The organism is Synechococcus sp. CCY9201, from assembly GCF_034931105.1.
In the GTDB taxonomy this organism is placed as follows: domain Bacteria; phylum Cyanobacteriota; class Cyanobacteriia; order PCC-6307; family Cyanobiaceae; genus CBW1002.
The window spans coordinates 1-23,812 of record NZ_JAYGIC010000105.1; the positions used below are offsets into that span (position 1 = coordinate 1).

The 23,812-nt window shown below is 66.9% G+C and carries 18 protein-coding genes; 12 read left to right on the forward strand and 6 right to left on the reverse strand.

Annotated elements, in window-relative coordinates; all coding sequences use genetic code 11:
• The 4 genes from VB716_RS10205 to ureC form a co-directional block, all read left to right on the forward strand.
• Positions 1-678 (forward strand): urease accessory protein UreD (locus VB716_RS10205; RefSeq protein WP_323270388.1); only part of this gene is annotated, 678 nt, incomplete at its 5' end.
• A gap of 73 nt (positions 679-751) precedes the next feature.
• Complete coding sequence (locus tag VB716_RS10210) at positions 752-1,054, forward strand: urease subunit gamma (RefSeq protein ID WP_197158223.1); 303 nt, start codon at positions 752-754, stop codon at positions 1,052-1,054.
• A gap of 54 nt (positions 1,055-1,108) precedes the next feature.
• Positions 1,109-1,426, forward strand: coding sequence for an urease subunit beta (locus tag VB716_RS10215; protein ID WP_197158221.1), 318 nt, complete (start codon positions 1,109-1,111; stop codon positions 1,424-1,426).
• Positions 1,427-1,494: 68 nt separating this feature from the next.
• Positions 1,495-3,222, forward strand: coding sequence for an urease subunit alpha (ureC, locus tag VB716_RS10220; RefSeq protein WP_197158219.1), 1,728 nt, complete (start codon positions 1,495-1,497; stop codon positions 3,220-3,222).
• A gap of 32 nt (positions 3,223-3,254) precedes the next feature.
• On the opposite strand, the gene VB716_RS10225 is transcribed toward ureC, so the two are convergent.
• Complete coding sequence (locus tag VB716_RS10225) at positions 3,255-3,749, reverse strand: PilZ domain-containing protein (RefSeq protein ID WP_197158217.1); 495 nt, start codon at positions 3,747-3,749, stop codon at positions 3,255-3,257.
• A gap of 635 nt (positions 3,750-4,384) precedes the next feature.
• On the opposite strand from VB716_RS10225, the gene VB716_RS10230 reads away from it, so the two are divergent.
• The 5 genes from VB716_RS10230 to VB716_RS10250 all read left to right on the forward strand — a co-directional run bounded on the left by VB716_RS10230 (position 4,385) and on the right by VB716_RS10250 (position 12,575).
• Complete coding sequence (locus VB716_RS10230; RefSeq protein ID WP_197171067.1) at positions 4,385-5,842, forward strand: circularly permuted type 2 ATP-grasp protein; 1,458 nt, start codon at positions 4,385-4,387, stop codon at positions 5,840-5,842.
• Complete coding sequence (locus VB716_RS10235) at positions 5,836-6,816, forward strand: alpha-E domain-containing protein (RefSeq protein ID WP_322758058.1); 981 nt, start codon at positions 5,836-5,838, stop codon at positions 6,814-6,816. Before VB716_RS10230 ends, VB716_RS10235 begins: the two co-directional genes overlap by 7 nt.
• Before the next feature lie 31 nt (positions 6,817-6,847).
• Entirely contained in the window at positions 6,848-7,729 is an 882-nt protein-coding gene (locus VB716_RS10240; protein WP_322758057.1) for a transglutaminase family protein, read from the forward strand.
• A gap of 123 nt (positions 7,730-7,852) precedes the next feature.
• Positions 7,853-10,291 carry a glycogen/starch/alpha-glucan phosphorylase gene (locus tag VB716_RS10245; RefSeq protein ID WP_197158210.1) on the forward strand — a complete coding sequence of 813 codons (2,439 nt, stop codon included), beginning with the start codon at positions 7,853-7,855 and terminating at the stop codon, positions 10,289-10,291.
• Between the two features lie 70 nt (positions 10,292-10,361).
• Positions 10,362-12,575 carry a transglutaminase family protein gene (locus VB716_RS10250; RefSeq protein WP_323270389.1) on the forward strand — a complete coding sequence of 738 codons (2,214 nt, stop codon included), beginning with the start codon at positions 10,362-10,364 and terminating at the stop codon, positions 12,573-12,575.
• Positions 12,576-12,612: 37 nt separating this feature from the next.
• Here VB716_RS10250 and VB716_RS10255 read toward each other — a convergent pair whose 3' ends face one another.
• Both VB716_RS10255 and VB716_RS10260 read right to left on the reverse strand, forming a co-directional pair.
• Positions 12,613-12,837 carry a hypothetical protein gene (locus VB716_RS10255; protein ID WP_197158206.1) on the reverse strand — a complete coding sequence of 75 codons (225 nt, stop codon included), beginning with the start codon at positions 12,835-12,837 and terminating at the stop codon, positions 12,613-12,615.
• Positions 12,838-12,933: 96 nt separating this feature from the next.
• Complete coding sequence (locus VB716_RS10260; RefSeq protein WP_197158204.1) at positions 12,934-14,028, reverse strand: HD-GYP domain-containing protein; 1,095 nt, start codon at positions 14,026-14,028, stop codon at positions 12,934-12,936.
• 208 nt (positions 14,029-14,236) lie between these two features.
• On the opposite strand from VB716_RS10260, the gene VB716_RS10265 reads away from it, so the two are divergent.
• Together VB716_RS10265 and VB716_RS10270 are read left to right on the forward strand one after the other, a co-directional pair.
• Positions 14,237-16,402, forward strand: a complete 2,166-nt coding sequence (locus VB716_RS10265) for a putative bifunctional diguanylate cyclase/phosphodiesterase (RefSeq protein ID WP_323270390.1) — start codon at positions 14,237-14,239, stop codon at positions 16,400-16,402.
• Positions 16,403-16,712: 310 nt separating this feature from the next.
• Positions 16,713-18,761 (forward strand): putative bifunctional diguanylate cyclase/phosphodiesterase, encoded by a 2,049-nt coding sequence (locus VB716_RS10270; RefSeq protein ID WP_323270391.1) that lies wholly within the window; start codon positions 16,713-16,715, stop codon positions 18,759-18,761.
• 38 nt (positions 18,762-18,799) lie between these two features.
• Here VB716_RS10270 and VB716_RS10275 read toward each other — a convergent pair whose 3' ends face one another.
• Positions 18,800-19,276, reverse strand: coding sequence for a redox protein (locus VB716_RS10275; RefSeq protein WP_197159013.1), 477 nt, complete (start codon positions 19,274-19,276; stop codon positions 18,800-18,802).
• Positions 19,277-19,634: 358 nt separating this feature from the next.
• On the opposite strand from VB716_RS10275, the gene VB716_RS10280 reads away from it, so the two are divergent.
• Positions 19,635-20,495: a CsgG/HfaB family protein gene (locus VB716_RS10280; protein ID WP_197158199.1), complete on the forward strand. Its 861-nt coding sequence runs from the start codon at positions 19,635-19,637 to the stop codon at positions 20,493-20,495.
• Positions 20,496-20,584: 89 nt separating this feature from the next.
• Here the strand turns inward: VB716_RS10280 and VB716_RS10285 are convergent, their stop codons facing one another.
• Together VB716_RS10285 and VB716_RS10290 are read right to left on the reverse strand one after the other, a co-directional pair.
• Complete coding sequence (locus VB716_RS10285) at positions 20,585-20,953, reverse strand: AbrB family transcriptional regulator (protein ID WP_197158197.1); 369 nt, start codon at positions 20,951-20,953, stop codon at positions 20,585-20,587.
• Positions 20,954-21,034: 81 nt separating this feature from the next.
• Positions 21,035-23,791, reverse strand: coding sequence for a cation-translocating P-type ATPase (locus tag VB716_RS10290; protein WP_197171081.1), 2,757 nt, complete (start codon positions 23,789-23,791; stop codon positions 21,035-21,037).
• Positions 23,792-23,812: the final 21 nt, after the last annotated feature.

Here is a 23,812-nt window from a genome sequence, read left to right on the forward strand (position 1 = left end):
CTGCTCACCAGCGTGGCCGCCCAGAAGGTCTACGGCTCGGTGGGACGCTCCCGCCGCGCCCCCGCCGGCAGCTGGGCCCGGCAAGAGCTGCGCTTCGTGCTGGCCGCGGGGGCTGATCTGGAGTGGCTGCCCCAGGAACTGGTGCTCTACGGCGGTGGGCTGTTTGAGCAGGATCTGCGGGTGGAGCTGAGCGAAGGGGCCTCCTTCCTGGCGATGGAGGTGGTGCGCCTCGGCCTCACCGCCGCCGGCGAAGACCTGGGGCCAGGCCGCTGGCGTTCGGCGCTGGAGATCCGACGCCAGACACCGATCGGCCCCCGCTGGGAGCTGGTCGATCGCCTGGAGCTGGGTGGGGCCGCCCTCGACAGCGCCCATGGCATGGCCGGCCAGCCGGTGTTCGGCTCGCTGGTGTGGGCGTCACCTGCCCCCCTGGCTCTCGAGCAGCGCGACGGACTGCTGGAGGCCTGCCGCCAGGACCGGAGCGGCCTGGAGGGCGACATGGCCTGTGGCGCCCTGGATCAGGGCCTGGTGGCCCGCTACCGCGGCCCCTCCAGCCAGGCGGCCCGCTTCTGGTTCACCCGGATCTGGCAGCGCATCCGCCTCAGCCAGGGTCTGCCGCCGCCGGAACTGCCGCGGGTGTGGCCCTTCCAGGAGCAGCCATTGCTGTCCTGCGGGTCGTGAGGCGCCATTCGGTTCCAGCTGAACCGGTCGAGTCCGCGGATCGCTGCCAGAGTGGAGCCGCCGTGCCGCCGCCATGCATCTCACCCCCCAGGAGAAAGACAAGCTCCTGATCGTGACCGCTGCCCTGCTGGCGGAGCGTCGCCTCAACCGAGGCCTGAAGCTGAACTATCCCGAGGCCGTGGCCTGGCTCAGTTTTCAGGTGCTCGAAGGAGCCCGGGACGGCCTCAGCGTGGCGGATCTGATGGCCACAGGCAGCACCTGGCTGAACCGCGAGCAGGTGATGGAAGGCGTGCCTGAACTGATCGACGAGGTGCAGATCGAGGCCGTGTTTCCTGATGGCACCAAGCTGGTCACCCTGCATGACCCGATCCGCTGATCGACCCTCACCCACCCCCAGCCGTTTCCTGTCCCCCCGCCGCCGCTGCCCACCATGGCCCCCCTGATTCCCGGCGAACTGCTGAGCGAACCCGGCACGCTTGAACTCAACGCCGGGCGGCCGGTCACCACCCTGCTGGTGGCCAACAGCGGCGACCGGCCGATCCAGGTGGGGTCTCACTTCCATTTCCACGAGGCCAACAGTGCCCTCAGGTTCGACCGCGACGCCGCCCGGGGCCTGCGGCTCGACATCCCGGCCGGCACCGCGATCCGCTTCGAGCCTGGCGACAGCCGCGAGGTGCAGCTGGTGCCGTTCACCGGAGAGCGCCAGGTGTTCGGCTTCAACGGCCTGGTGAACGGTCCATTGGACTGATCCTCCGTTTCCAACTCCACCAGTCCTCCGCCTCCCGGCCCTGGCCGGTCTCCCCCCAAGCTCCGGCCATGCCCTACCGCATCGATCGCCGCTCCTACGCCCAGACCTACGGCCCCACCACCGGCGACCGCCTGCGGCTGGCGGATACCGAGCTGATCCTGGAGGTGGAGCGCGACTTCACCACCTATGGCGATGAGGTGAAGTTCGGCGGCGGCAAGGTCATCCGCGACGGCATGGGCCAGGCCCAGACCACCCGCGCCGCCGGGGCTGTGGACACGGTGATCACCAATGCCCTCATCCTCGACTGGTGGGGGATCGTCAAGGCCGACATCGGCCTGCGCGATGGCCGGATCGTGGCGATCGGCAAGGCGGGCAACCCCGACATCAGCGATGGCGTCGACATCGTGATCGGCCCGGGCACGGAAGCGATCGCCGGCGAGGGGCACATCCTGACCGCGGGCGCGATCGACACCCACATCCACTTCATCTGCCCGCAGCAGATCGAGACAGCCCTTGCCAGCGGGGTGACGACCCTGCTGGGCGGCGGCACCGGCCCGGCCACCGGCTCCAATGCCACCACCTGCACCCCCGGCGCCTTTCACCTGGCCCGCATGTTGCAGGCCGCCGAAGGCCTGCCGGTGAACCTGGGCTTCTTCGGCAAGGGCAACGCCAGCACGCCGGAAGCCCTGGAGGAGCAGGTCCGGGCCGGCGCCTGCGCCCTGAAGCTGCATGAAGACTGGGGCACCACCCCGGCCGCGATCGACTGCTGCCTCTCGGTGGCGGATCGGATGGATGTGCAGGTCTGCATCCACACCGACACCCTCAACGAAGCCGGCTTCGTGGAAGACACGATTCGCGCCATCGGCGGCCGCACCATCCACACCTTCCACACCGAGGGGGCCGGCGGCGGCCACGCGCCGGACATCATCCGCATCTGCGGCGAAGCCAACGTGCTGCCCAGCTCCACCAATCCAACCCGCCCCTACACGCGCAACACCCTGGAGGAGCACCTCGACATGCTGATGGTGTGCCACCACCTTGATCCGCGCATCCCGGAAGACGTGGCCTTCGCCGAGTCGCGCATCCGCCGCGAGACGATCGCCGCCGAAGACATCCTCCACGATCTCGGCGCCTTCAGCATCATCGCCAGCGACTCCCAGGCCATGGGGCGGGTGGGGGAGGTGATCATCCGCACCTTCCAGACCGCCCACAAGATGAAAGTCCAGCGCGGCTCCCTGCCGGACGATGCGGCGGGCCCCGGCGGCGGCCGCAACGACAACTGCCGACTGAAGCGCTATATCGCCAAGGTGACGATCAACCCGGCCATCGCCCACGGCCTCGACAGCCAGATCGGTTCGGTGGAGGTGGGCAAGCTGGCCGATCTGGTGCTGTGGAAACCGGGCTTCTTCGGCGTCAAGCCGGAACTGGTGATCAAGGGCGGCTCGATCGTCTGGGCCCAGATGGGCGATGCCAACGCCTCCATCCCCACCCCGGGCCCGGTGCACGGCAGGCCGATGTTCGCCGCCTACGGCAGGGCCCTGGCCCCCAGCTGCCTCACCTTCGTGAGCCAGGCCGCCCTGGACGACGACCTGCCGCGGCGCCTGGGGCTGAGCCGGCCCTGCGTTCCCGTGGTGAACACCCGCGGCGGCATCGACAAGGGGGCGATGCGCAACAACACGGCCCTACCCAAAATGGAGGTCGACCCCCAGACCTACGAGGTCTACGCCGACGGCGAGCTGCTCACCTGCGAGCCCGCCGAGGTGCTGCCGATGGCGCAGCGCTACTTCTTACTGTGATGTTTGCCGGGTAAGGAGCCTGCACAAGCTGGTCAAGCAGTGATTTGACGCTTGGTGGACCGGCGGCAGGGCAGCAGAAGGGGCAGCGAGTCGAGGGGCTTCTCAAAGCCCACGCCGAGGGTGACCACAAAGCCGGAGCGTACGAACCAGCGCAGCACGGCCGGCATCACGTCCACGCCGAAGGAGGGATGGGGCCGCACATCCAGTCGTATCCGCAGGCGCTGGGCCAGGGGCATGGGCTGGTCTTCCGTGATCAGCAGACAGAAGCCGCCCACGCTCACATCAAGGATGTCGGCGAGATACCAGGCAGAGGCAGGTTGGCCGAGATCATCCAGCACCTGCACGGCAATCGGGCGGCAGGCCTCCACTGGATTGCGCAGATGTCGGCGGGAGTCCTGATCGTCGCTGGGGCCAATGGACGGCTGCAGGGTCGTGCCGGCAAAGAAACTGCCCGGATACTCGAGCCCTTCAGTGGCCAGGCCGGGATCGGAATCACTGAAGGGGAGGTAATGGCCCTGGGAGGTCATGGAAAGGGGGCACGGAACGAGCTGGGCCAGGTTGCGCGGCAAGGTCTCGGGTCGGAGCGGCGTTGCCAGGCAGGCAACCGCCTCTCAGCGGATGCATCGACTGGACAACCCGGTCAGTGCAGGCTTATCCCCTGCAGGAAGTCAACTCTCATATCCCAATCTCAACTACCACACTAGGCGCGGATTCTCGGAACAACCTGTCACCGTCACAACGGATCCGGCTGCCTGCGCCACGACTCCGTGCAACCAGCCCCAGAACGCTTCAGGCCAAAGCATCCCCACCTGCCAGCTCAGGCCTTACCAGCACGGGCTTCCCCCGCAGCACCGTCTTCGGACACGGTCCCAGCAGTCACCGATCAACCCGCCAGAGATGACATCCGAGCCCCGTCGCCGTCGTGCACGCCTGCCGACACACAGAGCTGCTCAGCCAAGACCGGCACCCACAGAACGGAGCCGACCTCCGGCGCGATTAGGTTGATTGAGGCATCTGCGCTGTTCGGCACGGACCCCTGGCCAGGAAAGCAGCGGAAGAGGACTTGAAGCTCCTGACGCCAAGCAGCCATTCCGTAGCTATTCATACCCAGAGGTGCCCCCGACGCTCAGCATGATCCGCCAAGGTCAGCCGGAGCCGGGACATGTTTACCGAGTACAAACCCAACCGCGGCTACGACGAGTACTTCAGTTCCACCGATGAACCCCGGGCGGCCCTGCGGCCCCTGCTCTCCTCGCTCGGCAATCTGGGGCTGGAGGAACTCAACCGCAACCATGCCGCCGCCGGCATGCTGCTCAAACGTCTCGGGGCGACCTTCCGCCTCAATGATTCCGGCAACCGTGGCGTCGAGCGGATCCTGCCCTTCGATCCGCTGCCACGGCTGATCGCTGTCGGGGAATGGCAGCGGCTGGAACTCGGACTGATCCAGCGCCTCGAAGCGATCGACCACTTCCTGGCCGATGTCTACGGCGATCAGAACATCCTCAACGACGGCGTCATCCCCCGCTCCGACGTCGAGAGCTCCCAGGGCTGGCGCCCCCAGATGCAGGGATTCCAGCTGCCGCTGGGCCGCTGGTGCCACATTTCCGGCCTGGATCTGGTGCGCGATGGCAAAGGCACCTGGCGCGTGCTGGAGGACAACCTCCGCTGCCCCTCCGGGGTGGCCTACTTCCTGGAGAACCGGCGCGTGATGAAACGCATGTTCCCCAGCCTCTTCCAGGGCCGCACCGTCCAGCCGATCGACGATTACCCCTCTCACCTGCTGCAGACCCTGCGGGAACTCGCTCCCTGGACCGAAACGCCGAAGGTGGTGCTGCTGACGCCGGGTGTGTTCAACAGTGCCTATTTCGAGCACAGCTATCTCGCCCAGCAGATGGGCATTCAGCTGGTCGAGGGGCGTGATCTGATCTGCCAGGACGATCGGGTCTGGATGCGCAGCACCAGCGGCCTCGAGGCGGTGGATGTGATCTATCGCCGCATTGACGACGACTTCCTCGATCCGGCGGTGTTCCGCAGCGACTCCATGCTGGGGGTACGCGGCCTGATGGCCGCGTACCGCGCCGGCCGCGTCGCGATCGCCAACGCCCCCGGCACCGGCGTGGCCGACGACAAGCTGATCTATGCCTATGTGCCGGAGATGATCCGCTACTACCTCCACGAGGAGCCGATCATCGAGAACGTACCCACCTATCTCTGCTCCCGCGACGAGGATCAGGCCTACGTGCTGGAACATCTCGGCGAACTGGTGGTCAAGGCCGTGGCCGAGGCCGGTGGCTACGGCATGCTGATCGGCCCCCACGCCAGCGCCTCTGAGATCAGCGAGTTCGCCGACAAGATCAAGGCCAATCCCCGCAATTACATTGCCCAGCCCACCCTGGACCTCTCCACCGTTCCCTCCCTCAGCGACGGTGAACTCTTCCCCTGCCATGTCGACCTGCGGCCCTACGTGCTGCGCGGCAAGGGGGCCTGGGTCAGCCCGGGAGGGCTGACCCGCGTCGCCCTGCGGCGAGGCTCCCTGGTGGTGAACTCCTCCCAGGGGGGCGGCTGCAAGGACACCTGGATCGTGGACGAACGCCAGGCCGAGGAGGTGGGCGCATGCTGAGCCGCGTCGCTGAATCGCTCTACTGGATCAACCGCTATGTGGAGAGGGCCGAAAACATCTCCCGTTTCGTGGAGGTGAGTGAAGCCATGGCGCTCGACTGCCCGCCCGGCAGCGCTGAACCCTGGCTGCCCCTGATCGACGCCAGTGGGGATCGCGAGCTGTTCGACAAGCTCTGCCCGGCAGGCTCGCCCACCGACGTGGTGCAGTTTCTGGTGCATGAGGTCGAGAACCCCAACAGCATCGTCAATTGCATCGCCATCGCCCGTGAGAACGCCCGCCAGATCCGCGAGGTGATCACCACGGAGATGTGGGAGCACATCAACGATCTCTACTGGACCCTGCAGGAGAATGAGGCGTTCTGGCGCAAGCCTCCCCAGGAGCAGCTCCATGAGATCCGGCGGGGCTGCCAGTTGTTCTATGGCATCACCGATGCCACCCTCAGCCGCGACCTCTCCTGGCAGTTCAGCCGACTGGGTCGCCTGATCGAGCGGGCCGATAAGACCACCCGCATCCTTGATGTGAAGTACTTCCTGCTGTTGCCAAGCCCGGCGGAAGTGGGTGGTGTGCTCGACGAACTGCAGTGGATCTCCCTGCTGCGTTCGGCCGGGGCCTATCAGATGTTTCGTCAGTCGAGCCAGCGGGCGATCGAACCCAAGGCCGTGGCCGCCTTTCTGTTGCTGGATCCGGTGTTTCCCCGTTCGGTGCGTTACTGCCTGGAGCGCATTCACGACACCCTGAGAATCGTGCAGGGCCGCTCCGTGCCCGGCGCTCCCGATGCGCTCGAATGCCTCAGCGGCCTCACCCTGGCCCGCTGGAGTTACACCCGTATCGACGATCTGATCGCCACTGGTCTTCACGAGGCGATCGATGCCTTTCAGAGCGATCTCAACGCCATCCACGATCTGATCGAGGCCCGTTACTTCGAGGTGGCCATCCCCACCAGCTCGGACAGCAGCGACAGCTCCGACGCCTGATCTCCCCATCCAGCGGCTCCACTCCACCGGCATGCGCGCCCGCGTCACCCACACCCTCACGTACCGCTACAGCGCACCGGTGCTGCTCGGTCCCCATCGTTTCTGTCTCAGGCCCCGCGGCCACGGCTTTCAGCACCTCCGCTCCTTCGAGCTGAGCATCACCCCCGATCCCAGCCGCCTCTACCCCCTGATCGCCGCCAGCGGCGATGAGATCCTGCGGGCCCGCTTTCTCGATGCCACGGAGGTGTTTGAGGTGAAGGCCACCAGTGTGGTGGACACCCTGGTGCCGGCAGCCCTGGCCGTTTGCCTTGAGGAGAACGAGCCGCTGCTCCCCTATCCGATGGGCCATCTCAATAGCGATCTGCTGGGAAGTCTCCAGGGTTGGCTACCGAATGGCCAGCACGATCCGGCGGCGGTGGACCTGGCCCAGGAGGCGCTGATGGGCTCCGACCAGCGGGCGCTGATGTTTCTGACGCAGCTGGTGGAGATCATCCAGGACCGGGTGAAATACACCCAGCGTCACATCGGCCCGGCCTGGCCGGCCGGCCGCACGCTCAAGGAGCGGGTGGGGTCGTGCCGCGACCTGGCGATGCTGATGATCGAGACCTGCCGCTGCGTGGGCCTGCCGGCCCGCTTCGTGAGCGGCTATCACCTGGTGGAGCCGAAGCCGAAACGCTACGACCTGCATGCCTGGGCGGAGGTGTACCTGCCGGGGGCCGGCTGGCGGGCCTTTGATCCCAGCGGCATGGGCGCCATCGACGATCGCTACATCCCGGTGGCCACCTCATCGAAGCCGGAACTGACCGCCGCCGTGACCGGCAGCTTCTCCGGCCCCCCCAAGGTGACCAGTGAGCTGGAGTGGAGCATCGAAGCCGAAGAACTGGCCATGACAGAAGCGCTGGCGGCCGTCTGACGAAGCCGAAGAGATGCCGAAACCCCCATCATCGGTAGCGATTGGTGCAGCATCGCCACCCCAGCGGGGAGCATGAAGGGACCACCCTTTGATCCAGATGCGGCACTGTGCCGCGCCCTTTCCATGGTTCTTTCCCCCCAGTCCTCGGGCACGGCGTCCAGCCATGGCCTTGCCGAGGCGATGCGCCGGCATCTCTTCTACAGCCAGGCGAAGGCCCCGTCGCTGGCCACCAGCCACGACCACTACCGCAGCCTGGCCCTGGCGGTGCGCGACCGGCTGCTGCAGAGCTGGGTGGACACGGCCGAGTCCTACACCGAGCAGGGGGTGCGCACGGCCATCTACCTCTCGGCCGAGTATCTGCTGGGCCCCCACCTGGAAAACAACCTGGTCAACCTGGGGATTCGGGATGACGCCGAGGCCGCCTGTGAGGAACTGGGCCTGGATCTTGAGGACCTGATCGCCGAGGAGCCGGAACCGGGCCTGGGCAACGGCGGCCTCGGACGGCTGGCGGCCTGCTTCCAGGAGTCGATGGCCAGCCTGGAGCTGCCGGCGATCGGCTACGGCATCCGCTACGAGTTCGGCATCTTCCGCCAGGGAATCGGCCCCACGGGCCAGGTGGAGAGCACCGACCCCTGGCTGAGCCGCGGCAACCCCTGGGAGGTGATCCGGCCGGAGTGGAGCTATCCGGTGGAGATCGGCGGTCAGATCGTGCTGGGCGTGGCCTACGACACGCCGATCCTGGGCTACGGCGTGCACACCGCCAACACCCTGCGGCTGTGGTCGGCCCAGGCGCCCGACGACTTCGACTTCGCCTCCTTCAACGCGGGCGATTACCCCAAGGCGGTGCTGCGCAAGACCCAGTCGGAGACCCTCTCGAAGGTGCTCTATCCCAACGACGAGATGGAGCAGGGCAAGCGCCTGCGGCTCAGCCAGCAGATCTTCTTCGTGAGCTGCTCCCTGCAGGACATGTTCCGCATCCTGCAGGGGCAGGGCCTGGCGGTGACCGATTTCCACAAGAAGTTCGCCGTTCAGCTCAACGACACCCATCCGGCGATCGCGGTGGCGGAGCTGATGCGCCTGTTGATCGATGAGCACGGCGTCGACTGGGACACCGCCTGGACGATCACCACCGCCTCGATCAGTTACACGAACCACACGCTGTTGCCGGAGGCCCTGGAAACCTGGGGAGTGGAGCTGTTCGAGCAGTTGCTGCCAAGGCAGCTGGAGATCATCTATGAGATCAACTCCCGCTTCCTGCGCATGGTGCGGCTGCGCCATCCCGGCCAGCCCCATCTGCTGGAGCGGCTCTCCCTGATCGAGGAGGGCGAGCATCGCCGGGTGCGCATGGCCCACCTGGCCGTGGTGGGCAGCCAGCACGTCAATGGGGTGGCAGAGCTGCACAGCAAGCTGGTGAAGGAGCAGCTCTTCCACGACTTCGCCGCCCTCTGGCCGGAGAGGTTCTGCAACATCACCAATGGCGTCACACCGCGGCGCTGGCTGGCGGTGTCGAACCGGCCGCTGGCGGCCCTGCTCGATGAGGCGATCGGCTCGGGCTGGCGACGGGATCTCGATCAGCTGGAGCGGCTCGAGCCCCTGGCCAGCGACGCCGCCTTCCTGGAGCGCTGGCAGGGGGTGCGTGAGCAGGCGAAGCAGCGCCTGGCCCAAGCGATCCGTCAGGAGGCCGGGGTGCTGGTGGACACCACCTCCCTGTTCGACGTGCAGGTGAAGCGGATCCACGAATACAAGCGCCAGCACCTGGCCGCCCTGCAGATCGTGGAGCGCTATCTGCGCATCCGCAATGGCGAGCAGCTGCCGCCCCGCACCTTCATCTTCGGGGGCAAGGCGGCGCCGGGCTACGCCATGGCCAAGCTGATCATCCGCCTGATCGTGGGCATCGCCGAGATCGTCAACATCGATCCGGCCATGGATGGGCGCCTGCGGGTGGTGTTCCTACCCAACTTCAACGTCAAGCTGGCGCAGCGCATCTACCCGGCGGTGGATCTCTCCGAACAGATCTCCACCGCCGGCAAGGAGGCCTCGGGCACCGGCAACATGAAGATGGCTCTCAATGGCGCTCTCACCATCGGCACCCTCGATGGCGCCAACATCGAGATCCGCGAGCGGGTGGGCGAAGACAACTTCTTCCTGTTCGGCCACACGGCCGAGGAACTGGCCGTGATCAACCGGAACGGCTACCACCCGATGCCGTGGCTCGAGAACGACCCCGTGACCCGCGAAGCGATCGACCTGATCGGTTCGGGCCATTTCAGCGAGGGGGACCGCGACCTGTTCCATCCCCTGCTGGCTAATCTCTGCAGCAGCGACCCCTTCCGGGTGATGGCGGACATTGGCGATTACCGCCGTGCCCACAATGCCGTCGACGCGGCCTGGAGTGATCCGAGCCGCTGGGGCACCATGTCGGTTCTGAACACGGCCCGCTGCGGATTCTTCAGCAGCGACCGCTCCATCCGCGAATACGCCGAGCGGATCTGGCAGGTGGAGCCAGCACCGGTGCGAGCCTGCAATGTGGTGGGGGGTTCCGGCGACGGGCGCCATTCCTGAGGCCGTCCGGCAACGGTCGGTCGCTGTCCGCCCTACCACCCCTGGGTTCCGTCCTTCTTCAGCGCCACCGTTGTCCCAGCCTCCGGTCCACCACCACTCCTCGGTTCACGCCCCCGCCGCTGACAACCAGCCGGAACGAGCGTCGGCAGCCGCCGCGGCCGAGGCCCGGCTGAGGGCCGCCGGCATCCACCTCACCCTCGGCGGCGAGCCCACCTACGTGCCGTTCGAGCCGGAGGGTGCCGAATGGAGCGTCTGCGCCGATGGCCCCACCAAGCTGCCGATCGCCCAGCGCCTGGCGCGGGAGCTGCAGCAGCAGGTGTGGCCGGGCAGCACCCTGCTGTATTGCCCCGGGAAGCGCTACGAGGGAGAGGTGAATCCCCGCTGGGCGCTACGGCTGATCACCGGCCTTGAGGGCAGTCCACCGCCGGTGCGCTGGCCCGAACCCTGTCAGCCCGGTGATCTGGGCAAGCCTCTCACTGCCGCCGAGGCGACCGCCTGGCTGGCGGACCTGGGGGCGCGGCTGGGGGTGGAGCTGCATCCGGTCGAACTCAGCGACCCGCTGGATCCTCACCGGCGGGTGTGGGCCGTGCCACTCACCATCGACGATGCAACCCCACCGGAGGGCCGCGATCCCGAACACCCCGCCTGGCTGGCGGTGCCCTGGCCCCTGGCGAAGGCGCACCGCCAGCTCAGCGGTGCGCCCGGACCAGCCGGCCTGCGCCTGCCGCTTGAGCACTTCCCCGACCACGCCCCCCGCCAGGTGCTCACCCTGGAGGTGATCGAGTCTGATGGGGCGGTGGCTGCCGGCAGCTGGGATCTGTTTCTTCCCCCCCTGCTGAGCGAGCCCCTGGGGCTGCTGCTGCAGGCGGTGGCCGATGGCCTGGCGGATGCGGTGCCGGGCGCCCCCCTGGCGGCCCCGGCCCTGAGCGGCGTGCTGCCGAGCGATGGACCAGGGCGCTGGCAGGTGCTCGGCCTCACCGCCGATCCGGGCGTGCTGGAGGTGAACCTGCCCGTGTGCCACAGCTGGGCTGAGTACGACGGCTGGTTGCGGCGGCTGGAAATGGCCTGCACCACGGTGGGCCTGCGCAGCTGGAAGAGCGCCGGGGGCGGACGCCAGGAGAGCACCGGCGGCGGCAACCATCTGCTCTGGGGAGGCGCCAGCCTGGAGCAGAATCCCTTCTTCGGTCGACCGGCCTGGTTGAGCGGCATCCTGCGTTTTTGGCAGCACCATCCCAGCCTGGGCTACCTGTTCAGCGGCGCCTGCGTGGGGCCGGCCTCCCAGGCACCACGGCCGGATGAAGCGATCGGCTCCCTGTTTGACCTGGAACTGGCCTACAGCTGCATCGAGCAGGCGGATGCGGGCAACCCCGATGGTCCGCCCGACGCCGGCGCCGATCGCCGCAGCCTGATCGGCGAAACCCTGCGCCACCTCCATGCCGATCGCAGCGGCAACAACCACCGCAGCGAGATCAGCTTCGACAAGTTCTGGAATCCGGGGGCGCCGGCGGGCTGCCTGGGGCTGATCGAATTCAGGGCCCTGGAATCCCTGCCGCGGGTGGAGTGGAGCAGCGCCATCGCCCTGCTCTGGAGCTCCCTGGCGGCCCACCTGCTCGATCCTCGCCACCGGCCGGAGCAGCTGCGCCCCTGGGGCACTGAAGTGCACGACCGCATGCTGCTGCCCAGCCAGCTGTGGGCCGATCTCGACACTGTGCTGGCGGCCCTGGCGGAGGATGGCCTTGGGCTCGATCCCACCCCCTTCCAGCAGCTATGGGACTGGCGCTTCCCGCCCCTGCTCGACTGGCAGGACGGCGCCGCCTGGCTGGAGATCCGCCCCGCCCTGGAACCCTGGCCCCTGATCTGCGACACCCCGGTGGAGGGGGGCTTCACCAGCCGCTTCGTGGATGCCTCGCTGCGCCGCCTGGAGATCCGAGCGAGCGGCAGCTTCCGCGATCACCACCACCTCCGTCTCAATGGCCGCCTGCTGCCGCTGGCGCCGCTGGCAGCGGGGGGTGAGGAACCACCGCTGGCGGTGCGCTACCGCCACCACAGGCTCTACCCCTGCATGCATCCGGCCATCGAGCCCCACATGCCGCTGGAGCTGAGCATCGAGCAGCACAGCCCCAACCCTGAGGGCAACCTGAACACGGTGGCCCGCTTCTGCCTCGACGACGACGGCACCACATTCCAACCGATCATCCGGAGTGGCTGGGTCGGCGAAGGCGATGCCCCTCCCTGGACCCTGCCCGCTGAAGGCCTCTGCACGGTGGACCTACGGCTGGCCTGAACCTGGAGTCGTCCGCCTCGGCACAACGGCAAGCGGGTCATGACTCGGGCGGAACGGGCGGCACCGGTCCCACCAAGGGATCGGGCGGCCCCCAGTCCCAGCATCCGCACCAGAAGTTCTCGGGCACGATCCGCCAGTTGTGGTCCCTGCTCGGCTGGGGTGGCAGATAGCGGCAGGAGAGCAGGCCATCGGCATCGAACGCCGCCGAGCGCCGCGCAAAACGGCAGTTGGCACAGGTCTGCTGAGAGAGCTGCAGGGACATGGCGGGGAGGCAAGGCGCTGCGGCAGACGCCTGAAGACCGCTGGCGGAAGTCCGCAGGCGGTTGAAGAAGGCCCAACCGTAGTGGCAGTTCGCCGATTAGGGATCCCGATAGGCAGCCGCGATGGCATGGCGCTGTTGCCTGGCCCCAAGCAGGGCATCGACACAGGCGCGGTCGAGCTTGCCGTCAGTCGCCATCTGAAGCAAGGTCGCCTCGGCCGCCTCCGCGGGAAGGGCGTCGTAGATGTCCGCCACCGCCACGATGCGGGCCTCCAGGGCAATGGCCCCGTTCTCCAGGCCGAAGGGATAGCCGCTGCCATCCAGCAGCTCGTGGCGGCCCGCCAGCATGCGATGCAGCATCTGCGCCTTGGGGCTGGCCACCAGGCGCAGCCCCGCGATCAGGGCGTCGACCAGCTCCACGCCACGCAGCACCTCAGCGTCCATGGCACGGCGCTCCTCCACGCTGAGGCGGCCGGGCTTGCTGGCCAGGGCGACGGTGGTGAGCTGCCGGCCCACATCGGCAAGGGAGGCGAAGCCATAGAGATCGGCGGCAAAGTCTGGGGGAAGTGGTCGACGGTGCCCCAGTTCCATGGCGATCAGACGGCTGTAGAGCGCCACACGCTCCACATGATCGGCACTGCCGCCCTCGGGAAGATCCGCCAGGTGCAGGGCCAGCTGCACCGCCTGCCGCAGCGCATGGACCAAGCCCATCTCCTGCAGGATCAGGCTGGCGCTGAGTTCCACCCAGGGTTGGAGCCGTTGCAACAGATCGGCCGTGAACAGACCCGGCTCAATCGCATTGAGAAAGAGAAAACCGAGCAGCTCACCGCCGCAATGGAGCGGCACGGTGTAGGAGCTGCGCCAGCCCTGCTGGAGCAGCCAGCGGGTGTGGAGCGAGATCGGGGGCAGCTCCGCCAGCATGTCGTCGATCACCCGACACTGGCGTGACGCGGCCAGCTGAGACAGGCTGGGGATGGTGGCGAGCTGATGGTCGTAGAAGGTGAGGTTGGGGGTGATGCAGCTGTGGCTCGCATAGGTGCTGAGCAGATCATTGCGGGGCTCATAGAGCGCGAAGGCCAGCCGCTCCACAGCCGGCACCTGCCTGCGAATCTGCCCGTGCAACTCAGCCAGACGCCTGTCCAGGGGCTGGCGGATGTCCAGGCTGGTGTAAGGCTGAGGAAACAGGGTGGCCATGCAGCTGACGGACCGAACCGGAAGAAGAACAACCTGTCCAGCAGATTCGTTGCCGGAACTGGAGCAGGGGACAGGGAACCCAGCTTCACTGTGTTCACCCCAGCCGGGGCGGGCCGGAACGCTCAATAAAGCGTTCCACTCCAACCATTAGATTCAAACCATCCAGGCCAGGCAGCAGCTCAGAACCCGGGCCCAGCAAGACGTGTCGATGCCCTCATCAACGCCGAAAACCAAGGGCGGTGATTCAGATGAAGGACGCATCCTGGCCAGCCTCAATGACCTGGCTGCGGCCAGCCTGGAGCTGGTTCACGACGCCATCCTGCTGATCGAGGCGACCAGCGGTGCGTTGATCGAGGCCAATCCAGCCGCCCGCCGGTTGCTTGGCAGCGGCTCGGGTGGACCAGGCGCCGCCAGCTCCAATCCCGCCGCCCCGGCGGATCCTGCGGTGCTGTCCGCTCTGCTGGCTCAGCTGCCGCCGCTGAGCCAGCTGCGGCAGCAACCCATGGGCCGCGCCGTGGCCCTGTGGACGGCAGCGGATCCAGGTCTGCCTGTGGAGCTGACCTATCGGCTGCAGGGCCTGGAGAGCGACAGCGGCTCTCTGGACGTGCTGCTGCTTGTGCTGCATCAGCCCCAGCCGCCGCTGGGGTCTCCGCCGGCCGTGCAGCTGCAGCACCTGAACGATCTGCTGAACGAAGCCGAACGGCAATCCCACATCGGCAGCTGGGAGCATGTGCACGCCACCGATGCGCTGGTCTGCTCCAGGGAGGCCCGCCGGATCTGGGGACTGGAGGACAGCGGCGATGAACCCTTGCGCTTCGCCAGCCTGCTGGCCCGGCTCGACCCCGACGATCAGACCAGGCTGCTGCACGCCTATGAACGAGCCATCCAGATCGGCGATCCGTTCCAGGTGGATTACCACCTGCAGCTGCCCCATGGCCCCCGCAGGACCCTGCGGCAGCAGGGCGAGACCGACTACGCCGCGAACGGCGAGCCGCTGCACACGGTCGGCACGCTGCAGGACATCACTGAGATCAACGCCCTGCAGGACCAGCTCGAGCAGGCCGCCTATACCGATCCGCTCACCGGACTGCCGAACAAGGCCGCCAGCCTGCGCCATCTCGAGCAGCTGCTGAAGGGGCGGCCCTACAACCAGTGCATCGGCCTGATCAACCTCGATCTCGACAGCTTCCAGTCGATCAACGACAGCTTTGGACCGGAGGCCGGCAACCACCTGCTCTCCGCCATGGCGATGTGGCTGCGCAACCGGCTGGAGCCCGACGACTGGATCGCTCGACTGGGCAGCGATGAATTCCTGGTGATCCGCGGCAACGGAACCAACTCCCTGGGAGATGCGGTGGCCCTGGCCAAGGAACTGCAGCAGTCGTTGATCCAGACGGCCCAGCTGGCCCCGCTGCTGCCGGTGCAACCCAGCGCCTGCTTCGGCGTGAGCACCTGCCCCGAACACGGCATCGACCCCCATCTGCTGCTGCAGGCCGCCAACACCGCCCTGATGGAGGCCAAACGCAGGGGCAGGAACCAGCTGCACCCCTATTCGACCAGCCTCAGCACCCGCATCCGCGAACAACTGGATCTGGAGATGCAGCTCAGCCATGCCGTGGAGCGCCAGCAGCTGCGGCTGGTGTATCAGCCCCAGGTGGATGGGGAGGGGCGGCTGATCGGCGCCGAAGCCCTGGTGCGCTGGTTCAAGACGCCCGCGACCTGCGTACCCCCGGATCAGTTCATCCCCCTGGCGGAGCGCTCGGGCCAGATCCACGCAATCGGCGCCTGGGTGGTGGAGGAAGCCTGCCGGCAGCTGCGGCAGTGGGACCTGCAGGGCCTGAGGCTGCCGCTGCTGGCCGTGAATGTGTCCGGCGTGCAACTGGAGCCGCAGGACCCACCCCTGGAGGCGGCCCTGGCAGCGGCCCTGGCACGGCATGCCATTCCCCCGCAGCGGATCGAGCTGGAGATCACGGAAACCGCCCTGATCAGCAATCCCCAGCAAGCGCGCCAGCAGCTGCAGCAACTGGCCCATCAGGGATTTCGCCTGGCCATCGACGACTTCGGCACCGGCTTCTCCTCTCTGGAGACCCTGCACGCCCTTGCGCTCAACAAGCTCAAGATCGATCGCTGTTTCATCAACGCCCTCGAGACCGACCTCACCGATCAGGTGATCGTGCGCGCCACGCTGTCAATGGCGCGGGAGCTGGGGCTGGAGACCCTGGCCGAAGGCGTGGAGACGGCTCAGCAGTGGCAGCTGCTCAAGCAGCTGGGCTGCACCAGCTTCCAGGGGTATTTCTTCGATCGGCCCCTGACGGCTGAGGCCTTTGCACAACGGCTGCGCGAGCGTCTCACCCCCTCCGCGCAGACCGCCTGAGCCCGGCGCAGACCGCCGGCTCGACCTGAATCGCGGGCAACCTTGCGAAGAAATGCTCCAGGACGTACCAAGCTGTATCCCTCGTGAAACTGGCCGTAGCTGAAAGCCTCGGCCTGACTAGGGTGTATGGATTCGACACCGGGGAGGCTGGGTCGGGGTGACCATCGTGGGGCCTCAAGCGTCGTCGAATTCGCACGATCCTCTGAGGACCAAGGTCCCCCTGGTCCTCAGGGGCAGCGGCCCAGCGACCGAGGACCAGGCCGACGAGCCGGCGGCTCCATTCATCCCCAGAGCCCTCAGCCTCGCTGAGGTGTTCCGCTACGCCCCGGAGGTCAGTGGCGACGACTACGTGCTGTTCGATCCCATAGCGCTCCGCTTCCTCGACTGCAACCGTTCCGCCCACGAACGGCTTCAGTACAGCCGGGAGGAATTTCTCGCCCTCGACCCCGCCGAGATCCAGGCCAACCACAACGAGGGCTGCGTCTGGCTCGCCAAACTGGCGGCCCGGATGCTGCAGGAAGGGCATGGCAGCTTTGCCTCCCTTCACCGCAGCAAAACAGGGCTGATCCGCAACGTGACCGTACGGTTTCTGCGGGTGCAGGTGGATCAGCAACCGATCATCCTGCAGGCCTTTCTGGATCAGACCGAGCAGGGGGAGATCAGCTGGAAGCTCGCCCAGATGAACCGGCAGCTGAACGAAGCCGAAGAGATCAGCCACATCGGCAGCTGGGAGCTGATTCATGCCAGCGGTCATCTGAGCTGGTCAGATGAAATCTTCCGGATCTTCGAAGTCGATCCCAACGCCCCGCCCAACACCTACAAAAACTTCCTGACGCTGGTCCATCCTGACGATCGCAGGGCCGTGGACGCCGCCTATCAGAAGGCCCTCCTGAGCGGCAATGCCTATCGCATCCAGCATCGCCTGCTCTTCCCGGATGGACGCGAGAAACACGTGCTCGAGCGGGGCAAAACCACCTACGACAACCGGGGATGGCCGCTGACCACGATCGGCACCGTACAGGACGTGACCACCATGCACGAACTCGAGCGCCAGCTCGAGGATGCCGCCTACCGTGATTCACTCACCGATCTGCCCAACAAAGCCGCGACGCTGCGCCATCTGGAAGGGCTTCTGCAAAGCAAGACTTACAACGAATCCATCGCCCTGATCAATCTGGATCTCGATCAGTTCGATTCGGTCAACGAGACCTTCGGGCCCGAGGTCGGCAACCGGGTGCTCTGCTCCACCGCTCTGACGCTACGCGATTTGCTGCAGCCGGACGATTGGGTGGCCAGGCTGGGCAGCGACGAATTCCTGGTGATCCGCCATCGCGGCATCACCTCGCTGGGGGCGGCGGTCGAACTGGGGCACGCACTGCAGAGCAAGCTTGCGTCAGGCAGGCTCGTGGGCCAGACCCTGCCGGTGCAGCCCACCGCCTGCGTCGGCGTGAGCAGCTGCCCGGAGCATGGGAGTGATGCCCACACGTTGCTTCAGTGCGCCAATTCAGCCCTGATGGAAGCCAAGCGCCGTGGCCGCAACCAGATGCAGGCCTATTCCACAACTGTGAGCCAGCGACTGCGGGCCAGGCTGGAGATGGAAACCCAGCTGGAGCATGCCGTGGAACGGGGGCAGCTGCGCCTGCTCTACCAACCCCAGGTGGATGGGGAGGGGGTGATCGTGGGCGCCGAAGCCCTGGTGCGCTGGACCAATCACCAGGGGGTGACCATTCCTCCCGACACATTCATTCCACTCGCGGAGCAGACCGGCCAGATCCATGCGATCGGGGCCTGGGTGATCGAAGCAGCCTTCGCCCAGATCCTCAGCTGGCAGAACCAGGGACTGATCGTGCCGCCGATCGCCGTGAACGTCTCAGCCGTGCAACTCGAACCCCGCCTTCCCTCCCTGCCGGACACCGTGCGCTCAGCCATGCAGCGGCATGGCCTGGCAGCCAGGCAGGTGGAACTGGAAATCACCGAAACGGCCCTGATGGCCTATCCCAAGGAAGCGGCGGAACAGCTGAACGCTTTGACAGCAATGGGCTTCAAGCTGGCCATCGATGATTTCGGTACCGGCTACTCCTCTCTGGCCACGCTGCATTCGCTGCATCTGAGCAAACTCAAGATCGATCGCTGCTTCGTGGACCGCCTTGAGCAGACGATCACCGATCGCGTGATCTTGCGCGCCACCATCAGCATGGCGCGCGAACTGGGCCTGCGCACCCTGGCCGAAGGCGTGGAAACCGAGCAGCAGTGGAACCTGCTTCAGGAGCTGGGCTGCGATCTGTTCCAGGGGTACCTGTTCGATCGGCCCCTGCCCCCGGAGCAGTTCGCCAGCAAGTTGCAGGGCACCGCCGGTTGAACGACGGTGCCGAGCAGGCCTGCACGCACCAAGGCCCCTTACCAGCGGACGCCGTGGAGCTTCGGCAGGGGAGCGGTGCGGGAGGTGGTGGCGAACAGCCGGGGGATGTCATGGCTGTTGTAGACACGGAACTCCCGGACCACGCTGGCCCCCTCGTCGCGAACGGCCTGGTTGATCACCACTGAGCCATTGGGGTCCGAGACGGAACGGTGGAAGGTACCGGGGGGAATGCGGAGAATGTCGCCTCCGGTCTGCAAGCGCACGATGTGGAACGGATAGTTCCAGCCCAGGTTGACCAGATAGAAGGTGCGGCCGCCGTGCAGGGCGAGCAGGTTGTCCTCCTGGTGGGGATGCAGATAGAACTGCCAGGCGCCGGTCTCAGGATCATCCGGTGGGCTGATCGCCGGGCCGCTGTGAACCACCAGATCGCGGGCATTGGAGGTGGGCACGGTGATGTCGTAAAAGCGCACCGCCGGCGTATCGCGGAAGCGCTCGTAGGGAATCATTTCGAACATCGGCGCCGGCCTCGGCGCTGATCGTTCACGCTCCTGCTGCAGGGGCAGAGGGGAGGGATGGGCTGCCGCGGAGAGGGGGGTGGCGGTCATGGCAGGAGATCCGTATCGGACGGATCAAGGGCTGAGTGACTCCAGTGAACCGAACCGTTGGCCCCCTGGAACGTGGGCGTCACTACGGAATGCCGCCCAGCCTCGTCCAGTTCGGGCATTGACACCAGCCTGGCAACTGACGCTCCAACCACGGCAAGCGGGGGAGAAGGACTCGCAGAATGCGGAGTGGTCGTCGGGGGACACCAGCCATGCAGCGCAGAGTCCCTGAGGGCCAGAACGACAACATTCCGCAGAGTTGAACCCGCAGATGACCACACAACCCATGGCGGCGCCCTGGATCCGGCTGTCCCTCGCCCTGCCCCTGCTGACTCTGCTGCTGGGCTCGCCCGCCGCGAATGCTCAGCAGGCGATCCGTGGCGGCAAACCCACCGTTTCGGTGCCGAACTTCAAGAACACCGTGACACAGCCAGCCTGGTGGTGGCAGGGCCCTGTGGCGACGGATCTGGCCGCGGCACTGGCCAACGAATTGCAGGCCACCGGCACCCTGCAGGTGGTGGAGCGGCAGCAACTGCAGGAGGTGCTGTCAGAGCAGGAACTGACTGAGCTTGGCATTGTGCGCCAGGGCACGAATGCGGCACAGAAAGGGCGAATGACCGGGGCGCGCTACATCGTGCTTGGCACCGTGACCTCCTACGACTCAACGGTGGATAGTAAGAGCTCGGGCAGCAACTTCGGCCTGCTGGGCTTCGGCACTCGCAAACAGCAGCTCGAAACCAAGGACTACGTGGCGATCGATGTGCGAGTGGTCGACAGCACCAGCGGCGAGGTGGTGGGCCGTCGCACCGTTGAAGGACGGGCGAGCAATGTGAGCGAGGCGCGCGAATCAGGGGGGAGTCTCCTGCCGGCGGCCGGACTGGCTCTCTATCTGGCACCGAACATGGGGCGGACAGGCCAGGCACTCACCGGCGCCGCAGGCACATTGAATTTCGGCAACAACAGCAGCGAAACACAACGCACACCGGCGGCGAAAGCGATCCGTGCGGCACTTGTGGAAGCCTCGGATTACGTGAGTTGCCTGCTGGTGCCTCAGGGAGACTGCATGGCCCGCTATGAGTCTCAGGACTTCGAGCGACGCCAGCGCACCCGGGGCACGCTGCAGCTGGAGTGATTGCCGGACAAGCAAGGCATCGGGCAGGCGGGAAGCAGGACAGGCGCCACTGCAACCCGCCGCCCTTCGGAGTCAAGCCGATTGGCGGCTCAATCCTCGTCGTCCGTGCTGCCGACCGGCACCAGGCGGATCTGCTTGCGGCCAAGCTTGATCTCAAATTCGTCGCCAGGCTGGAGATCGAGCATGGCGGTGTAGGCCTTGCCCACCAGGAGGTTGCCGTTGAACTGCACCTTGGTGATGTAGCTCAGCTTGCGGCCGCCTTTGCCCACGCCTTTGCTGCCGCCGTCGCCGAGGCTGACGCCCTTGGCTTCCAGCAGAGCTTCGTAGAAAGCGGTGAAGTTCAGCCGCTCGCTGCCGTCTTTCTTGGTGCTGACGTAGCCGCAGCTGCGGACCAGTTCGGATTTGGAGACATCGCCCAGTTCCTTGACCTTGGCGAGTAGATCGGATCCCGTGAGCATTGGGTCGATGTGATGAACTCACCAAACATAGCGGGTCATCGTCATTCAGGCCGCCACGGAGGCCCTACACGATGCGACCGACTACCTGGCGGGGCGTTCATGCCGACCCGTGGTGGGATCGAGCCACTCCGCCAGAACGGCCAGCGGAATCATCGGCAGCATCGGCAATGCACAGATCCACCACTCCGTCATGCCCAACGGTGCCGTTCCGAAGAAGGCGTTCATCCAGCCGAGCTGACTGAACACCACCTGGAACAGCAAAGCCAGACCCAGGCCCAGCATCAACACCGGTGACAGGGTGAACTGTTGCCAGCCATGACGGATCCAGCGCATCGGTTGCTTGCCGATCTGGGAGATGCTCAGCAGATACACCACCTGCGACAGCACCAATCCCTGGATCGCCATGGTGCGCGACAGCGCCAGAGAGCCGCCCTGCGCCTGTCCCCAGGAGAAGAGCGAGAAGATCAGCGCCCAGTTGAACAGGGAGATCAGCAGCACCCGCTGGATCAGGGCGGCGGTGAGCATCGGCTGGCCCGGTGGCCGGGGGGGCTGCTGCATCAGCAGGGGCGCCTTGGGCTCGAAGGCCAGCGGCACCGACATCAGCAGGGCGTTGATCATGTTCAGCCAGAGCACCTGCAGCGCCGTGACCGGTAGCTCCAGGCCGAACAGGGCCGCAAACAGGATCGTCATCGAGGCGCCTCCATTCACGGGCAGCACGAAGGCCAGGGTCTTGCGCAGATTGAGCGCGATCGCGCGCCCCTCCTCCACCGCCGCTTCAATCGAGGCGAAGTTGTCGTCGGTGAGCAGCATGTCGGCGGCTTCGCGGGCCACCTCGGTGCCGCCGCGGCCCATGGCGATACCGATATCGGCCTGTTTGAGGGCAGGGGCATCGTTGACGCCATCGCCCGTCATCGCCACCACGGCACCACCGGCCTGCAGGGCCCGCACCAGGGCCAGCTTCTGGATCGGAGCCACGCGGGCGAAGACATCGGTGTCGCCCACACAGGCCGCCAGTTGCTCGGGGCTCATCGCCTCCAGCTCTCGCCCCTCCAGGGCCCGCACCTCAGACCCCTGCCCCTCGGCTGCGGGCCGGCCCAGGCCGATCTGACGGGCGATCGAACGGGCGGTTTCGAGGTGATCCCCCGTGATCATCTTCACGGTGATGCCGGCGGCCTGACAGGCCGCCACCGCCTGGATCGCCTCCGGACGGGGCGGATCGAGCATGCCCTGCATCCCCAGGAACACCAGATCGGCAGCCACGTCGTGGGGTTCGAGCCGCGTCTGGCGCGGTTCGGCCCGCCCCACCGCAAAGGCCAGCACCCGCTGACCGCGGCCGGCCATGGCCGAGACCACCGCCTCGATCGTGGGCGCCACGAGCGGTTGCTCGCGGCCATCGGCCCCCAGCTGGTGGCTGCAGCGGGCCAGCACGGTTTCCACCGATCCCTTCACCAGGATCCGCTGATTGCCGTGCAGGGTGGCCATGAACTGCTGCTCCGCCGCAAAGGGAATGGCATCGCGGCGCGGATGGCGATCGAGGGAGCGGTCCCGATCCAATCCGGCGACCTGGGCCGCCACCAGCAGAGCGGTCTCGGTGGGATCCCCCAGCAGAGTCTGATCGTGGCTGGGGCGGGCGTCGTTACAGAGAAGACCCGCCAGCAGGGTTTCGCGCAGGGCCACGTTGGCGGCGAGGGGATCGGCCGCATCAGGCTCGGGGGCTTCGGGCCAGAGCTCCTCCAGCCGCAGCACCACCCCTCCGGCGTACACCTCCCGCACCGTCATCCGGTTCTGGGTGAGGGTGCCGGTCTTGTCGGAGCAGATCACCGTGGTGCTGCCCAGGGCTTCCACCGCCGGCAGCTTGCGGATGATCGCGTTGCGGCGGGCCATCCGGTTCACCCCGATCGCCAGGGTGATGGTCACGATCGCCGGCAGTTCCTCCGGAATCGCCCCCACCGCCAGGGCCACCGCGCCGTCGAACATCTCGGCCGGAGCACGGCCCCGCAGCAGTCCCACCAGGAAGGTGAGCAGGGCCAGCACCAGGATGAACCGCAGGATCGTGGTGCTGAAGCGGGCGAACTGCCGCGTCAGCGGCGTGCTCAGGTTCACCTGCTCCTGCAGCGAGGTGGAGATGCGTCCCACCTCGGTGGCATCGGCCGTGGCCACCACCAGGCCCTCGCCCTGGCCAGCGGTGATGAAACTGCCGGCATAGGTCATGCCGCTGCGCTCCGCCAGGGGGGTGTCCAGGGGCGCGGCGGCCGTGCCCTTGACCACGGGCCGGGATTCGCCGGTGAGGGCGGATTCATCGACCCGCAACGCACGGGACTGCAGCAGGCGCAGGTCGGCCGGCACCTTGTCGCCGGCCTCGAGCTGCACCAGGTCACCGGTCACCAGCTGCTCGGAGGGCAGACGCCGGGGCTGGCCGCCGCGGATCACGGTCACCTCTGTACGCACCGCGCGCGCCAGGGCGGCGATGGCGGTTTCGGCCCGGCTCTCCTGCACGTAGCCGATCACGGCATTGATCAGGGTGACGCTCCAGATCACCAGGGCTTCGCGCGGATCACCGATCAGCGCCTTGATCGCCCCCACCGCCAGCAGGGTGTAGAGCAGCGGATCGTGGAACTGGCCCAGGAAGCGCAACCAGGCCGGCTGACCGCCGCGGCTGGTGAGCGTGTTGGGTCCCTGGCGCCGCAGCCGCGCCTCCGCCTCATGGGCCGTGAGGCCAGCGGTGGGATCACTGTCGAGGCTGGCCAGCAGCTCCGGGCCGGCGCGGGCATGGGAATCGGCCAGGGCATCGGCCGGGTGGGCCTGGCGTCCCGAAAGAGCGGACGGCAGCGTGCTCATCGGGATCAGGCAGGTGCCCGA

Bases quoted from the DNA above. Each gene is read 5' to 3' on its own strand.
- VB716_RS10210 (WP_197158223.1), top strand. From the start codon at position 752: ATGCATCTCACCCCCCAGGAGAAAGACAAGCTCCTGATCGTGACCGCT.
- VB716_RS10215 (WP_197158221.1), top strand. From the start codon at position 1,109: ATGGCCCCCCTGATTCCCGGCGAACTGCTGAGCGAACCCGGCACGCTT.
- ureC (WP_197158219.1), top strand. From the start codon at position 1,495: ATGCCCTACCGCATCGATCGCCGCTCCTACGCCCAGACCTACGGCCCC.
- VB716_RS10225 (WP_197158217.1), bottom strand. From the start codon at position 3,749: ATGACCTCCCAGGGCCATTACCTCCCCTTCAGTGATTCCGATCCCGGC.
- VB716_RS10230 (WP_197171067.1), top strand. From the start codon at position 4,385: ATGTTTACCGAGTACAAACCCAACCGCGGCTACGACGAGTACTTCAGT.
- VB716_RS10235 (WP_322758058.1), top strand. From the start codon at position 5,836: ATGCTGAGCCGCGTCGCTGAATCGCTCTACTGGATCAACCGCTATGTG.
- VB716_RS10240 (WP_322758057.1), top strand. From the start codon at position 6,848: ATGCGCGCCCGCGTCACCCACACCCTCACGTACCGCTACAGCGCACCG.
- VB716_RS10245 (WP_197158210.1), top strand. From the start codon at position 7,853: ATGGTTCTTTCCCCCCAGTCCTCGGGCACGGCGTCCAGCCATGGCCTT.
- VB716_RS10255 (WP_197158206.1), bottom strand. From the start codon at position 12,837: ATGTCCCTGCAGCTCTCTCAGCAGACCTGTGCCAACTGCCGTTTTGCG.
- VB716_RS10260 (WP_197158204.1), bottom strand. From the start codon at position 14,028: ATGGCCACCCTGTTTCCTCAGCCTTACACCAGCCTGGACATCCGCCAG.
- VB716_RS10265 (WP_323270390.1), top strand. From the start codon at position 14,237: ATGCCCTCATCAACGCCGAAAACCAAGGGCGGTGATTCAGATGAAGGA.
- VB716_RS10275 (WP_197159013.1), bottom strand. From the start codon at position 19,276: ATGTTCGAAATGATTCCCTACGAGCGCTTCCGCGATACGCCGGCGGTG.
- VB716_RS10280 (WP_197158199.1), top strand. From the start codon at position 19,635: ATGACCACACAACCCATGGCGGCGCCCTGGATCCGGCTGTCCCTCGCC.
- VB716_RS10285 (WP_197158197.1), bottom strand. From the start codon at position 20,953: ATGCTCACGGGATCCGATCTACTCGCCAAGGTCAAGGAACTGGGCGAT.
- VB716_RS10290 (WP_197171081.1), bottom strand. From the start codon at position 23,791: ATGAGCACGCTGCCGTCCGCTCTTTCGGGACGCCAGGCCCACCCGGCC.